This window comes from Streptomyces griseus subsp. griseus (assembly GCF_000720255.1).
Lineage (GTDB): Bacteria > Actinomycetota > Actinomycetes > Streptomycetales > Streptomycetaceae > Streptomyces > Streptomyces griseus_I.
Window position 1 is genome coordinate 436405 of the sequence record NZ_JOJE01000001.1, and the last position, 14745, is coordinate 451149.

General features: G+C 71.4%; 14 protein-coding genes. 3 read left to right on the top strand and 11 right to left on the bottom strand.

Going from position 1 to position 14745, the window contains the following annotated elements:
- Positions 1–45 precede the first annotated feature (45 nt).
- The 3 genes from IG99_RS01980 to IG99_RS01990 are packed head-to-tail and all read right to left on the bottom strand — an operon-like array spanning position 46 to position 2769.
- Positions 46–723, bottom strand: coding sequence for a response regulator (locus tag IG99_RS01980; protein ID WP_037668942.1), 678 nt, complete (start codon positions 721–723; stop codon positions 46–48).
- Positions 720–1964: a MacS family sensor histidine kinase gene (gene macS / locus IG99_RS01985; protein WP_037668943.1), complete on the bottom strand. Its 1245-nt coding sequence runs from the start codon at positions 1962–1964 to the stop codon at positions 720–722. The genes IG99_RS01980 and macS overlap by 4 nt, the downstream gene beginning before the upstream one ends.
- A 34-nt stretch (positions 1965–1998) precedes the next feature.
- A complete protein-coding gene (locus IG99_RS01990) occupies positions 1999–2769 on the bottom strand; it encodes a lysophospholipid acyltransferase family protein (protein WP_037669600.1) in 771 nt (256 codons plus the stop codon).
- A 146-nt stretch (positions 2770–2915) separates the two neighbouring features.
- On the opposite strand from IG99_RS01990, the gene IG99_RS01995 reads away from it, so the two are divergent.
- Positions 2916–3695: an alpha/beta hydrolase gene (locus IG99_RS01995; RefSeq protein ID WP_037668944.1), complete on the top strand. Its 780-nt coding sequence runs from the start codon at positions 2916–2918 to the stop codon at positions 3693–3695.
- A complete protein-coding gene (locus IG99_RS02000) occupies positions 3688–4290 on the top strand; it encodes a hypothetical protein (protein ID WP_037668946.1) in 603 nt (200 codons plus the stop codon). Before IG99_RS01995 ends, IG99_RS02000 begins: the two co-directional genes overlap by 8 nt.
- A gap of 19 nt (positions 4291–4309) precedes the next feature.
- Here IG99_RS02000 and IG99_RS02005 read toward each other — a convergent pair whose 3' ends face one another.
- The 6 genes from IG99_RS02005 to IG99_RS02030 form a co-directional block, all read right to left on the bottom strand.
- Positions 4310–5065, bottom strand: coding sequence for an endonuclease/exonuclease/phosphatase family protein (locus tag IG99_RS02005; protein WP_037668948.1), 756 nt, complete (start codon positions 5063–5065; stop codon positions 4310–4312).
- 150 nt (positions 5066–5215) lie between these two features.
- Positions 5216–6169: an ROK family glucokinase gene (locus IG99_RS02010; protein ID WP_037668950.1), complete on the bottom strand. Its 954-nt coding sequence runs from the start codon at positions 6167–6169 to the stop codon at positions 5216–5218.
- A 55-nt stretch (positions 6170–6224) separates the two neighbouring features.
- Positions 6225–6737: a DUF5304 domain-containing protein gene (locus IG99_RS02015; protein WP_037668952.1), complete on the bottom strand. Its 513-nt coding sequence runs from the start codon at positions 6735–6737 to the stop codon at positions 6225–6227.
- A 56-nt stretch (positions 6738–6793) separates the two neighbouring features.
- Complete coding sequence (locus IG99_RS02020) at positions 6794–7966, bottom strand: ArsA family ATPase (RefSeq protein ID WP_037668954.1); 1173 nt, start codon at positions 7964–7966, stop codon at positions 6794–6796.
- A 280-nt stretch (positions 7967–8246) separates the two neighbouring features.
- Entirely contained in the window at positions 8247–8687 is a 441-nt protein-coding gene (locus tag IG99_RS02025) for an SRPBCC family protein (RefSeq protein ID WP_037668955.1), read from the bottom strand.
- Positions 8688–8796: 109 nt separating this feature from the next.
- Positions 8797–9552 carry a metallophosphoesterase family protein gene (locus tag IG99_RS02030; RefSeq protein WP_037668958.1) on the bottom strand — a complete coding sequence of 252 codons (756 nt, stop codon included), beginning with the start codon at positions 9550–9552 and terminating at the stop codon, positions 8797–8799.
- Between the two features lie 357 nt (positions 9553–9909).
- On the opposite strand from IG99_RS02030, the gene IG99_RS02035 reads away from it, so the two are divergent.
- Positions 9910–11706, top strand: coding sequence for an AMP-dependent synthetase/ligase (locus tag IG99_RS02035; protein ID WP_037668961.1), 1797 nt, complete (start codon positions 9910–9912; stop codon positions 11704–11706).
- Between the two features lie 19 nt (positions 11707–11725).
- On the opposite strand, the gene IG99_RS02040 is transcribed toward IG99_RS02035, so the two are convergent.
- Positions 11726–13342, bottom strand: coding sequence for a GMC oxidoreductase (locus tag IG99_RS02040; RefSeq protein WP_463607301.1), 1617 nt, complete (start codon positions 13340–13342; stop codon positions 11726–11728).
- A gap of 188 nt (positions 13343–13530) precedes the next feature.
- Positions 13531–14673 (bottom strand): glycosyltransferase family 4 protein, encoded by a 1143-nt coding sequence (locus tag IG99_RS02045; RefSeq protein WP_037668963.1) that lies wholly within the window; start codon positions 14671–14673, stop codon positions 13531–13533.
- Between the last annotated feature and the right edge of the window lie 72 nt (positions 14674–14745).

Here is a 14745-nt window from a genome sequence, read left to right on the forward strand (position 1 = left end):
CGAAGGGCATTCCGGTGAACTGTGCGGGAGTTGGCCCAGTGGTGCCTACTCGTCGTCGAGTCCGCGCTCTATCGCGTAGCGGACGAGCTCCACCCGGTTGTGCAACTGGAGCTTGCCGAGGGTGTTCTGAACGTGGTTCTGGACCGTGCGGTGGGAGATGACGAGGCGTTCGGCGATCTGCTTGTAGCTCAGGCCCTTGGCGACCAGCCGCAGCACCTCGGTCTCGCGTTCGGTCAGCCGCGGCGCCTTCGGCTCGTCGGTGTCCTGCGCCGGTCCGGGCTCCGAGGCCAGGCGCCGGTACTCGCCGAGGACCAGCCCGGCCAGGCCGGGCGTGAACACCGGGTCACCGACCGCCGTGCGGCGCACCGCGTCCACCAGCTCCTCCGTCGACGCCGACTTCAGCAGATAGCCGGTCGCGCCGGACTTCACCGCCTCCAGCACGTCCGCGTGCTCACCGCTCGCCGACAGCACCAGCACACGCAGCGCCGGGTTCGCCGCGACGACCTCCTTGCAGACCTGGACGCCCGGCTTCGCCGGCAGGTTCAGGTCCAGGACGAGGACGTCGGGCACGGCGGCCTTGGCGCGGCGTACCGCCTGCTCGCCGTCACCGGCGGTGGCGACCACCTCGAAGCCGGACTCGCCCAGGTCCCGGGCGACGGCGTCGCGCCACATGGGGTGGTCGTCGACCACCATGACCTTGATCGTGCCCTGCTGTTCGCTCATCGCCTGTCCGCCTTGTCTGCCTTTTCCCGCGAGACCTTCGGTACCGTCAGCTCCACTTCCGTGCCCTGCCCCGGAGTCGAGATCAACTCGGCGCTGCCGCCGAGGTCGCGCAGCCGCCCCCGGATCGACAGGGCCACGCCCAGCCGCCCCTCGCCCTCGGCCTGCGCGAGCCGCCCCTCCGCGATGCCGGGGCCGTCGTCCCGTACGGAGACGATCACCGCGTCGGGCTCGTCCTCGACCAGGATCCACGCCCGGGCGTCCTCGCCGACGTGCTCGCGTACGTTGTCCAGCGCGGCCCCGACGGCTGCGGCCAGCTCCTTCGCGGCGGGCCGGGGCAGCAGGACCGGGGCGCCCGGCTCGGCGAGGTTGACCCGGGCCGAGGCGTAGGGCGCGAGCAGCGCGCGCAGGTCGACGGGGCCGGCCACGGCGCCCGTCCGCTCCTCCTCCTCCGCCTCCTCCACGGCTCGTACCAGCGCGCCCTGGGCCGCGTCCTCCGACACCCGGGAGACCGGGACGAGTCCGCCGGAGACGAGGGTGCGCAGCGCCACCTCCTGCTCGCCGGCCAGCCGGCCCAGCTCGGCCGCCTCGCCGCCGATGACCGCGCCGCGCCGCTGCACCATGGCCAGGACCTGGAGCACGCTGTCGTGGATGTCCCGGGCGAGCCGCTCCCGCTCCCGGGTCGCGGCCTCGATCTCCAGGGCACGGGCGAGGGTGCGCTCGGAGGCGCGGGCGACCTCGACGACGTAGCCGATGGCGATGGAGGCGACCCAGACGAGGATCACGTTGTGGACGGTGTCGCGGGCCGGGGTACCGCGCTGCACGAGGTTGACGACGGCGACCGCGGAGGACGCGAACGCCGCCCAGCGCCAGCCGCCCTTGATGGCGAAGGCGAGCACGGAACCGGCGGTCCATATCGACGGCAGCGTCGGACCGCCCGACTGGATCCGCTCGTGGGCGTCGGCGACGGAGGTCAGCAGGATGCCGGTGAGGGCGATGGTGAGGTCGGCGGCGAGGAAGGGCTTGGTGCAGCTCGCCGCGTTGGCGACCTTGGGCAGGGTGGCCAGGGTCCAGACGAACAGGACGGCGTAGTACGCGACGGCGACCCAGGGGCGGACGAACCCGTCGTAGGCGGTGGCGAAGAAACCGACCGCGTACAGCATGGTGAGCACCCGGTAGCCGGCCAGCGCACGCCACAGCGGCTGCTCGACCGACATCCGCATCACGCGCTCGCGCTTGACCATCTCCCCCGCCCCCGATCGCCCCCGGACCGTGCGACTACTGGTCCTTCTCGGCCTGTTCGGCCTTCTCCTTCTGGTCCTTCTCCGCCTGCGCGAGGGCCGCCTTCGCCGCCTTCTCCGCGTCCTTCCCGGCCTTGGCCGCCTCCGCGATCTGCCGCTTGGCGGCGGTCGCGTACATGTCCACGTACTCCTGGCCGGAGAGCTTCATGATCTCGTACATGACCTCGTCGGTCAGCGCGCGCAGCACGAAGCGGTCGTGGTCCATGCCCTCGTAGCGGCTGAAGTCCAGCGGCTTCCCGATCCGGATGCCCGGCCGCATCACCTTCGGGACGACCTTCCCGGGCGGCTGGATCTTCTCCGTGTCGATCATGGCGACCGGGATCACGGGCGCGCCGGTGGCGAGTGCGACACGCGCGAGGCCACCCGGCTTGCCGCGGTAGAGGCGGCCGTCGGGCGAGCGCGTGCCCTCCGGGTAGATACCGAACAGCTCACCGCGCTCCAGGACGCCTATCCCGCTCTTGATGGCGGCCTCGCCCGCGCCGCGCCCTCCGGAGCGGTCCACGGGGAGCTGCCCCACGCCCTTGAAGAAGGCGGCCGTCAACCGTCCCTTCACCCCGGGCGTGGTGAAGTACTCGGCCTTCGCGATGAAGGTGACCTTGCGGTCGAGGACCGCGGGCAGGAAGAACGAGTCGGAGAAGGAGAGGTGATTGCTCGCCAGGATCGCGGGCCCCTCGGCCGGAACGTTCTCCAGGCCCTCCACCCAGGGCCTGAAGACGAGCTTCAGCGACCCCCCGACGGAAACCTTCATCGCGCCGTACAACAACCGAGTGCCTCCTGTGTCTGTCGTTCAGACCTTAACCCGGAGCGCCGTCAAAGAGACCGACGGCCCTGGTCGGTGTCAGTGTGGTCGCGTACGGTGAAGCAACGTCCACTCTCATGAACAGGAGACCGAAGGTGCCGGTCCTTCCTGGAGCCGAGCCGTACCGCCATGACGGCGGGGAGGTGGGGGTCCTCCTCTGTCACGGTTTCACCGGTTCCCCCCAGTCGCTGCGCCCCTGGGCGGAGCATCTCGCCGCGCGCGGACTGACCGTCTCGCTGCCCCTGCTGCCCGGGCACGGGACCCGTTGGGAGGACATGCAGCTCACCGGCTGGCAGGACTGGTACGCGGAGGTCGACCGCGAGCTGCGGTCCCTGCGCCGGACCTGCGGCCAGGTGTTCGTGGCCGGTCTGTCCATGGGCGGCGCCCTCGCGCTGCGGCTGGCGGCGAAGCACGGGGACGCGATCAGCGGCATCGCGGTCGTCAACCCGGCGAACAAGGTGCACGGCCTGTCCGCGTACGCCCTCCCGGTGGCCCGCCACCTGGTGCGGTCGACCCGGGGCATCACCAGCGACATCGCGAAGGAGGGCGGCGTGGAGATCGGGTACGACCGGGTGCCGTTGCACGCCGCGCACTCCCTGCGCACCTTCTTCCGCCAGGTCGACGGCGAGCTGCCGCAGGTCACGCAGCCGCTGCTGCTTCTGCGCAGCGCGCGTGACCATGTCGTGCCGGCGGCCGACTCGGCCCGGGTCCTGAGCCGGGTGTCGTCGACGGACGTACGGGAGGTCGTGCTGGAACAGAGCTACCACGTGGCGACGTTGGACCACGACGCGGACCGGATCTTCGAGGAGAGCTACGCGTTCATCGCCCGGCTCGCACCCAGTGTCGGCAAAGAAGGGACGACGGCAGGTGGCTGAGCACGACGCCGACCGCGAGGATCGCGAGGACGAGCACCGGGAGAACGGCGAGCCGGAGGAGCAGCACGTGCCCTTCGACGAGGAGGCCGCCTGGGCGGCGATCGTCGCGGGGTACGGCGAGGAGCCGGTGGATCCGCCGGGCGCCAAGCCGTTCAAGTCCGTGGAGGACCTGGCGCTGCTCGAGACCGAGCCGAACGACGAGGAGCCGAAGGAACCCAGGGAGTCGAAGGACCCGAAGGACAAGCCCGCCAAGCCGCTGGGCAGCTCCGTCGCCTTCGCGCCCGGCGTCGGCCCCCGCGATTACAGCACGGCCGAGCCGTCGGAGGACGACTTCGACGAGGACGACGAGGGACACTTCGTACCGCCGGAGCCGCCGCCACTGCCGGCCGCGGACGCCACCGCGAAGTTCGCCTGGCTGGGTGTGATCGGCGGCCCCGTCCTGCTCCTGCTGGCTGTACTGCTGGGCTGGGAGATGACGTGGTGGCTGACGACCGTCTGCATCGGCGGCTTCCTCGGCGGGTTCACCACCCTGGTCGTGCGGATGAAGACGGACGACGAGGACGGCGACGACCCGGGCCGGGGCGCGGTGGTCTGAGCGCCGTACCGGGCGGGGATCACGAGGCTGGGACTCGGAGGGCGGCCAGGACCGGAAGATGGTCGGTGGCCGCCCTCAGGTCTGTCGCGGTGATCCCCGGGAGATCGAGGGGCACCCCGCAGCCCAGGACTTCGACGCCCTTCGTCGCGAAGATCGCGTCGATGCGGTTGTACGGGCCGTTGCGCGTCCAGGTGGGTTCGCCGCCCCAGGGGGCGGTGGCCCAGCAGTCCTGGAGGCCGGCGGCGATACGGCGGAAGGTGCGGGAGCCGGGGCCTTCGTTGATGTCGCCGCCGGCGATGGCGTGCTCCACGCCCATCCCGGCGAGCCGGTCGAGGAGGAGTCCGCCCTGGTCGTAGCGCTCCTTCGCGTCCAGGCTGAGGTGACAGCTCAGGACGCCGAGCCGGGCGCCGCCGAAGCGGACGACGGCGGTGGCGAAGCCGCGGCGGTGCAGGCCCGGGGTGAGGGGCAGCAGGACGTCCTCGGTACGTTCGACGGTGGCGCGCAGGGAGGAGAGGATCGCCGGTCCGGCGGCCGTGGCGCCACCGGAGACGATCACCTGGCCGGAGTCGGCGGCGAGCCGGGCGAGTTTCTTGCGCCAGCGGAAGAAGCGGGGGGCTTCCTGGACCAGGACGAGGTCAGGGGCGCAGGCGGCGATCACTCGGGCGAGGGCGTCGGTGTCGTCGCGCATGGAGCGGATGTTGTAGCTGAGGACGCGGATGACGGCGGAGCCGTCGGGTTCCGTGCGGGAGCTTTCCAGCGGTGGGGGCGTCACCATGCCGTCACGATACGTGGTGAGGGTTTGTCGGTGGGGTCGGTTCGGGGCGTGTGGGGTGTTCGTCTTGTGCGGGTGCGTCGTGGTGATTCGCGCAGTTCCCCGCGCCCCTGAAGCGGCGCGGAGGAACCCGCGTTCACAGCGACGAACCCTCTACATGATCGGGTCGGGTTCTCTCGCCAGGTCCGCCGCGCCCACCAGGCCCGCCTCGTTGCCGAGTTGGGCGGCGATGACGTCGGCCACCGGGCGCCAGTTGCCGCCGACCAGCCAGCGCTTGTACGACTTGCGGATGGGGTCGAGCACCAGGTCGCCCTCGTCGGACAGGCCACCGCCGACGATGAAGGCGGAGGGGTCGAAGAGGGAGGCGAGGTCGGCGAGACCGGCGCCGGCCCAGCGGGCGAGCTCGCGGTAGGAGTCGACGGCGACCGGGTCGCCCTGACGGGCGGCCATGGAGATGTGCTTGCCCTCGATGCCGTCGGGGGTGCCGTCGCCGAGGTCGAGCAGCACCTCGGCACGCTCGGGGGTGGCGTTGGCGCGCTGCTTGGCGTACCGGACGAGGGCGCGGCCGGAGGCGTACTGCTCCCAGCAGCCCTGTGAGCCGCAGCCGCACAGCAGGCCGTCGGGGACCATACGGATGTGCCCGAACTCGGCGGCCACGCCGAAGTGTCCGCGGCGCAGCTTGTTGCCGATGATGATGCCGCCGCCGAGGCCGGTGCCGAGCGTGATGCAGATGACGTTGCGGTGGCCCTTGCCCGCGCCGAACTTGTACTCGCCCCAGGCGGCGGCGTTGGCGTCGTTCTCCACGACCACGGGGAGGCCCACGCGGGCCTCCACCTTCTCCTTCAGCGGCTCCTGACGCCAGTCGATGTTGGGCGCGAAGTAGACCGTGGAGCGCTGGCGGTTGACGTAGCCGGCCGCGCCGATGCCCACGCCGACGATCTCGTGCCCGGCGCGGGCGCCCTCCACCGCCGAGGCGATGGCGTCCACGATGCCTTCGGGCGTGCCCGGGGTCGGCACCTTGAAGGTCGAGAGGATGTTGCCTTCCTCATCGACCACGCCGGCCGCGATCTTCGTGCCGCCGATGTCGACGCCGATGGTGAGTCCCATGAATCCCTCAGTTTCGGTCGAGCCCCGCTACGGCCAACCGTACCCGAGGGGATGCTCAGTCCAAGTCGATGCGCTGGCCGGGGCCGGTGCCCTCGCCGTTGTCGCGATCGTCGCGGGGGTCGCTGGGGTCGTCGGCCGGCTTGTCGGGGCGCTTCGGGTCGCCTGCCCGGGCCGTCCAGCGTTGTTCCTGGGCCTGGACGGCGGACCGGTAGGCGGCGAGGAGTTCGTTGCCGGCCGCGGCGAGGTGGTCGAAGACGTCGGGGTTGCGTTCCATGACGGGTTCGACGGCGGCTTTGGCCTGCTCGACCACCTGGCGGACCACCTGCTGCGCGGCCGGGCCCGCGACCGCCCCGAGGAGCGGGGACTGCAGGCCGGACAGCTTGTCGGTGACGGTGTCGAAGAACTTGCGCAGCTCCTCGGCGGCCGAGCCGGGGGGCGGGCCGTACTCGGCGCGGCGCCGGGCCTTCTCCTCCGCCAGGTCCTCAGCACACGCGGTGGCCCAGGCGTCGTCGTCGGTGGCGCGAGTCCCCTGGTCGACCGCGTCCTGCTCGGGGCTCTCTTCGCTCATGACGGACTCCTGACTACGGTTCGTCTCTACGACGTTACCCGAACGGGGTGCGTGGTTCACCGGGCCTGCGGCCACAGCCGGGGATCCGGCGCGAACCGGACGCGCAGCTCGCCCTCGCGCAGGGCGGCGCCGTCGACGGTGCAGCGGCGCAGTGCCGACGGCAGCGGAACGATCCGGCGGAACTGGCCGGTGGTGACGACGAGCTCGTCGCCGCGCCGGACGAGGTCGATCTCCTCGCGTATGGCCCCGGGGAGCGGGACGTGCCAGATGAGGACGCCGTCGTCGGCGAGCCGGTCGGTGACGGGCCACTCGACCGGGGAGGCGCCCGGGTTGACGCCGGGGACCGTGAGCGCGGCGAGGTCGTCGGTGCCGCGGGGGTCGCGGCCGAGGTGGGTGACGGTACGGACGGCGCCGTGCTCCCCCTGCCACTCCGCGAGGACCTTGCGCTGCTGGGCGACGAGTCCGGCGAGCCAGGGCCCGGCCCCGTCCTCGGGCAGGACGCGGTTGGCGAAGAGGCTCTCGGTGCGCAGGCCGCGCAGGGCGAGGCCGAGACGGGCGGTGCGGACGGCGTCGGCACCGCCCGGGCCGGGTTCGGCGACCAGGCGTACGGCGGTGTTCCGGTCGGCGACGACGGCTTCCACGGCGCCCAGTTCGAGGTCCCAGCGGGCCGCGGTCTCGTACAGCCACTCCGAGGGCATGGGGACGCCGGCGAGACGGCCGAGCACCGGGCGCAGGGCGCGGGCCGCCTGCCGCTCGGGCGGGAGCAGGCGGCGCAGGTAGCGGCGGAGTTCCTCGGGGAGGGCGAGGAGGGTGAGGGCCTGCGGGGTGGGCGGCAGGTCCACGACGAGGAGGTCGTGCGCGTCGGAGAGCGCGGCGTCCCGGATCGCCCTCAGCAGGGCGAGTTCTTCCGCGCCGGGGAGGGGGGTGACCTCCTCCGGGTCGAGGCGGGAGGCGCCGAGCAGGTCGAGGACGGAGGTGGCGCGCTCCTGGAACGCGGCGAGGTCCTCGCGGAACGCGGCGGCGGCGTCGGGGCGCCAGGCGGTGAGGTTCGGGGCGACCGGCGTGGGGGTGGCCCCCGTCCCGGCCCCGAGCGCCACGCCCAGGGTGTCGGTGCGGTCGGCGCTCAGAACCAGCGTGCGGGTGCCCTCACCGGCGGCCCGGAGTGCGGTGGCTGCGGCGATGGTCGTACGACCACTGCCGCCGGGGCCGGTGATCAGGATGGTGCGCATGGGGGTGAACGGTAGTGGAGGTTGCCGTCGGCGCCGGTTGCCAGGTCCCCGGCGTTGCCGCTGGGCGGGGGCGAGTGGCGCACCCCGGCGCTCACGGGTTGCCGCCCGCGCTCACGGGTTGCCGCCCGCGCCCACCCGTGCCGCCCCCAGCGGCACGCCTGCCCGCGGCTGGGCGGGATGGGGGCGGGGGTGTCGACGGCCCCCTCTCAGCTGGTCGAACGGGTGGCTGGTGGGAGAGGTTGTGACGCCCGCCCCCACCCCACCCGCACCCGAAAACGAACTACCGCCCCGACTCCACCCGCTTCTTCAACCCCGCCAGCGCCCGGTCGATGATGACCTTCTCCGCCTTGCGCTTGATCATGCCCAGCATGGGGATCTTGACGTCGACGGTGAGCTGATAGGTCACCTCGGTTCCCCCCGTCCCCGCCGGCTTCAGGATGTACGAGCCGTCGAGCGACCGCAGCATCTGGGACTTGACCAGCGTCCAGGAGACCTCGTTCTCACCGGTCCACGTGTACGCCAGCGTCTGGTCGTCCTTGATCGCACCCGCGTCCATGACGAGCCGCACCTGCTCGGCGCGGCCGTGGTCGTCGGTCTTGAGGACCTCCGCCTCCTTCACCTCGCCGGTCCAGTCCGGGTAGCGGGCGAAGTCGGAGATCACCCCCATCACGTCGGCCGGTGCCGCCTCGATCGTGATGCTCGAGCTGGTGTATTCCGCCATCGCCGTGGCTCCTCCAGATGCGGGCCGCCAGTTGATCGTCGCGCACATGTGTGCAGCGTGAAGGCTACCGCGCGCAGCTCGCCCCGACGTCACCGCTACCTGCGCCGTCTCACCACTCCAGCGCCCACGGCCGCCCCGAACCGGCGAAGTGACCCACGTTCACGCACTCGGTCGCCCCGATCCGCATTCGCCGTACCAGCGGCTGGTGGACGTGACCGAACAGCGCGTACCGGGGCCGGGTACGCCGGATCGCGTCCAGCAGTGCCCGGCTGCCCCGCTCGAAGCGGCGCGCCACGGTGTCGTAGACCAGCTCCGGCACCTCCGGTGGGATGTGCGTGCACAGCACGTCCACCGCGCCCACCGCCTCGATCTTCGCCGCGTACTCCTCGTCGCTGATCTCGTACGGCGTGCGCATGGCGGTCCGCAGGCCGCCGCCGACGAAGCCGAAGACCCGGCCGCCGATCTCCACCCGCTCGCCGTCCAGCACGGTCGTGCCCGCTCCGGCGTACTCCCGCCAGAGGGGTGGCATATCGACATTGCCGTAGGTCGCGTACGTAGGTGTCGGGAACGCGGCGAACATTTCGGCGTACTGCTTACGTACCGCCCGCTCGATCACCGCGGCCCGGTCGCCGCCGACTCCGGCCCACAGCCGCGCCCCGAGTTCCCGCGCCTCCTCGAAGCGTCGGGCCGTGCGGAGTTCAACGATGCGGTCGGCGTTCTCGACCCCGAACAGGTCGGGGAAGATCCCGCGCGAGTGGTCGGCGTAGTCCAGGAACAGCACCAGGTCGCCGAGACATATCAGCGCGTCCGCACCCTCGCCCGCCCGGGCCAGGTCACTCGCGTTGCCGTGCACATCACTGACCACGTGGATACGTGTCCTGCTGTTTCCGGACGGTGTGGGCGCCATGACGATCAAGAGTAGGTGGAGCGGTGCACTTGTGAACAGTGGCGGTCGCACCTGCGGTTACTGGCTAGTCAGTAAGTGCGTCGACTACTGTGCGGCCAGGAACACCCATCTGTGTGACGCAGCGAACATCTCGCCGGACCCCCCTGTCGAAGAAGCCATACCGGCGGGTAACGTCCGGGCAGTCCAGTCGTGCTCAGGATTTCAACCAGTGGCCCAGCCGCCGCCGGCGAACTCCCCGAGCACCTGCCCGAGCCTTGGACCGACCGTCGCATCACACAACGTCGTGGCGCCGGCGCCCTATGAGGAGCAGCAGTCTTGCGCGAGTTCAGCCTTCCGGCTTTGTACGAGGTCCCTGCGGACGGCAACCTGACCGACATCGTCCGCAGAAACGCCGCGCAGCATCCCGACGTCGCCGTGATCGCCCGCAAGGCGGGCGGTGTCTGGCAGGACGTGTCGGCCGCCGCCTTCCTGGCCGAGGTGCACGCCGCCGCCAAGGGCCTCATCGCCTCCGGTGTCCAGCCCGGCGACCGGGTCGCCCTGATGTCCCGTACCCGCTACGAGTGGACGCTCCTCGACTTCGCGATCTGGAGCGCGGGCGCGGTCACCGTGCCGGTGTACGAGACCAGCTCGCCGGAGCAGGTGCAGTGGATCCTGTCCGACTCGGGCGCCACGGCCTGCATCGTCGAGCTGGACAGCCACACCGCCGCCGTCGAGTCGGTGCGCGACGCGCTGCCCGCCCTCAAGCACATCTGGCAGATCGAGGGCGGGGGCGTCGAGGAGCTGGGGCGGCTCGGCAGGGACGTGTCCGACGCGACCGTCGAGGAGCGCAGCTCCCTCGCCAAGGCCGACGACCCGGCGACCATCGTCTACACCTCCGGTACGACCGGCCGGCCCAAGGGCTGTGTGCTCACGCACCGCAACTTCTTCGCCGAGTGCGGCAACGTCGTGGAGCGGCTGCGCCCCCTGTTCCGCACGGGCGAGTGCTCAGTGCTGCTCTTCCTGCCGCTCGCGCACGTCTTCGGGCGGCTCGTGCAGGTCGCGCCGATGCTGGCGCCGATCAAGCTGGGCAACGTCCCGGACATCAAGAACCTCACCGACGAGCTGGCCTCGTTCCGCCCGACGCTGATCCTGGGCGTGCCGCGGGTCTTCGAGAAGGTCTACAACTCGGCGCGCGCCAAGGCGCAGGCGGACGGCAAGGGTGCGATCTTCGACAAGGCCGCGGACACGGCGATCGCGTACAGCAAGGCGCTGGACACCCCGTCGGGCCCGTCCATCGGTCTCAAGGTCAAGCACAAGGTCTTCGACCGGCTCGTCTACAGCAAGCTGCGCACGGTCCTGGGCGGCCGGGGCGAGGCGGCCATCTCCGGCGGCGCCCCGCTGGGCGAGCGGCTGGGGCACTTCTTCCGCGGCATCGGCTTCACGGTCCTGGAGGGCTACGGCCTGACCGAGTCCTGCGCCGCCACCGCGTTCAACCCGTGGGACCGGCAGAAGATCGGCACGGTCGGGCAGCCGCTGCCCGGCTCGGTGGTCCGCATCGCCGACGACGGCGAGGTGCTGCTGCACGGCGAGCACCTGTTCAAGGGCTACTGGAACAACGAGGCCGCGACCGCGGAGGCGCTGGCGGACGGCTGGTTCCACACCGGTGACATCGGCACCCTCGACGAGGACGGTTACCTCAGGATCACCGGCCGCAAGAAGGAGATCATCGTCACCGCGGGCGGCAAGAACGTGGCCCCGGCCGTGATCGAGGACCGTATCCGGGCACACGCGCTGGTCGCGGAGTGCATGGTGGTGGGCGACGGGCGGCCGTTCGTGGGCGCGCTGGTCACCATCGACGAGGAGTTCCTGGGCCGCTGGGCCGCCGAGCACGGCAAGCCGGTGGGTTGCACCGCGGCGTCGCTGCACGAGGACGCGGACCTGCTGGCCGCGATCCAGTCGGCGGTCGACGACGGCAACGCCGCGGTGTCGAAGGCGGAATCGGTGCGGAAGTTCCGCATTCTGTCCTCCCAGTTCACGGAGGAGACGGGCCACCTCACGCCGTCGCTGAAGCTCAAGCGCAACGTGGTGGCGAAGGACTACGCGGCCGAGATCGAGGCGATCTACCAGAAGTAGCGGGCCTGTTTTCGGGTCGTCATGGCGCGGTGTCCTCGGCGAGGACCCGTGCCATCGTCCGTTCGGCGAGCGCGGTGATCGTCACGAACGGGTTCACCCCGATCGAGCCGGGCACGAGCGAGCCGTCGGTGACGTACAGCTTCCGGTATCCCTTCACCCGGCCGTAGCCGTCGGTCGCCTTCCCCAGCACGCAGCCGCCCAGCGGGTGGTAGGTGAAGTCGTCGGCGAAGATCTTGTTGGACGAGCCGAAGAGGTCGTACCGGTAGATCGTGGAGTTGGCCGCGTTGATCCGGTCGAACAGCTTCTTCGCCATGCTCACGGAGACGGCGCTCTGCGCGGCGCTCCAGCCCAGCTTCAGCGAGCCGCCCGAGTAGGTGAAGGTCGCGCGTTCCGGGTTCTTGGTGATCGCCAGATAGAGGCTGACCCAGTGCTCCAGTCCCGTCGGCAGCGGGGCGATCTCGGCGAAGACGGGGTTGGCGGTGTTGGCCCAGTCGTCGATGCCCATGACCGGCATGGTCGACTGGTTCGCCCCCACGGTGTCCCACAGGTGGTTGGCCCGCCCGAGCATCACGTTGCCGTTGGTCCCCCAGCCGGTGCCGACGCTCGCGTCCAGGTCGGGCAGGGTGCCGGTCTCCCGCGCGCGGACGAGGAGTTCGGTGGTGCCGACGCTGCCGCCGCCGAGGAAGAGGTAGGTGCAGCCGTACTGCCGGGTCTCCACGACCTTGCCGGTGGTGTCGATCCGGTCGGCGGTCAGGACGTACGTCCCGTCGGCGGCCCGGCTGATCTCCCTGACCCGCTCCAGGGTGTGGACGGTGACGTTGCCGGTGCCGAGGGCGGCGGCGAGGTAGGTCTTGTCGAGGCTGCGCTTGCCCTGGTTGTTGCCGTAGATGACCTCCCCGGCGAGCGCGGACTTCGTGGCCGTGCCGGCGGCCTCGCGCTGCATGTACCCGAAGTCGTAGACATTGGGCACGAAGGTGGTCCTGAGGCCGGCCTTCTCGGCGTGCTTGCGGGAGACGCGGGCGAAGCGGTACCACTCCGTGGACTCGAACCAGGCCGGGTCGACGGTGTTGACGCCCAGCATGGAGCGGGCGCGCGGGAAGTACGTGCTGTACATCTCGTCGGTGTCGACGGTGGGGAACTGCTCCGCGAAGTACGACCGGAGGGGGGTGACGGCCATGCCGCCGTTGACCAGGGAGCCGCCGCCGACGCCGCGCCCGACGTACACCGACATGTGGTCGAAGTGGACGCGGTCGAGGACGCCGGGGGAGGAGCCGATGTCGCGGTTGACGACGTCGAGCCAGAGGAAGGTGGCGAGCGGGGCCTCGGTGCGGGTGCGGAACCACATGGACCGCTCGTCGGGTGCGGTGGTGGAGCAGAAGATCTTGCCGTCGGTGCCGGGGGTGTTCCAGAGACGGCCCATCTCCAGGACGAGGGTGCGGATGCCGGCCTGGCCGAGGCGGAGGGCGGCGACGGAGGCGCCGTAGCCGGAGCCTATGACGATCGCGGGCGCCTGTTCGACGAGGGTGGGCTCGACCGCTTGGGCGGACTGGAGGCCGATGCGGGTGAAGCCGAGGGCTGCCGCCGTCTGCAGGGCGGCCATGCCGAGGATCTGACGTCTTGTCAGCTGACGCTGCATCAGGTTTGCTGTCATTTTCGCAGCATGGGCGGATTTTTCGGTTCCGGCTAGGGGCTGCGCCTAGTTGGGGTGCCATCCGGGGTGCCGGGTACACGTCACTGGCGGCTGCGGGTTGTGGGTGGCTCGTCGCGCCCACGCGGCGGAGCCGCACATCGATACAGCCCCGCGCCCCTACCAGGTCCGCTGCTCTACAGCAGCGCTTTCAGGTGCTCCGCCAACAAGTCCCAGCGCCACTTCTCCTCGACCCACTGGCGGCCCCGCTCCCCCATCCTCCGGCGCAGCTCGGGGTCTCCCAGCAGGGTGATGATGCGCTCGGCGGCGTCTGCGGGGTCGCCGCCCCGCACCACCCAGCCCGTCTCGCCGTCGAGTACGGCGTCGGGGGCGCCGCCGGAGTCGCCGGCCACTACGGGGAGGCCGGTCGCGGAGGCTTCCAGGTAGACGATGCCCAGGCCTTCGACGTCGAGTCCGCCGCGGCGGGTGCGGCAGGGCATGGCGAAGACGTCCCCGGCGCCGTAGTGGGCGGGCAGTTCGGACCAGGGCACCGGGCCGGTGAAGCGGACGGAGTCGGCGACGCCGGTGTCGTGGGCGAGCCGGCGGAGGTCACCCTCGTAGGGGCCGCCCCCGACGATCAGCAGCACGGTGTCGGGCTCGGCGGCCAGGATCCTGGGCATGGCCCGGATCAGGGTGTCCTGGCCCTTGCGGCGGACCAGGCGGGAGACGCACACGACGACCGGACGGTCGGTGAGGCCGAGACGGGCCCGGACCTCGTCGCCGCCCGAGCCGGGGTGGAAGGTCTTCTCGTCCACGCCTGGCGGGAGCTGGACCATCCGGCGCGCGGCCTCGGGCGTCAGTGCGGTGGCGATCCGTGAGCGGGTGTACTCACCGAGGTAGGTGATCGTGTCGGTCGACTCGCCGATGCGGCGCAGCAGCTGCCGGGCGGCGGGAAGCTGGGCCCAGCCGGCCTCGTGGCCGTGGGTGGTGGCCACCAGCCGGGTCGCGCCCGCCCTGCGCAGCGCCGGGGCCATGAGGCCGAGCGGCGCCGCCGCTCCGAACCAGACCGAGCCGCACCCGTGCTCCCGCAGCAGGCCCACGGCCCGCCGGGTCGCACCCGGCGTCGGCAGCAGCATCGTCGTACGGTCGCGTACGACGGTGAAGGGCTGCTCGGCGTCGAAGGCGGCCGTCGCCTCGATGCCCTCGCGGCTCCGCTTCCAGGTGGACGCGTAGACGACGAACCGCTCGCGGTCGAGGCGCAGCGCCATGTTGTGCAGGAACGCCTGGATACCGCCGGGCCGGGGCGGGAAGTCGTTGGTCACGATCAGGGTCTTGTGCATCGCCGAGACCCTATCGAACCCGTGCCCGCCGCCTGTGGCACGCTCACAGCGGGGCAGGACATCATGTTCCCC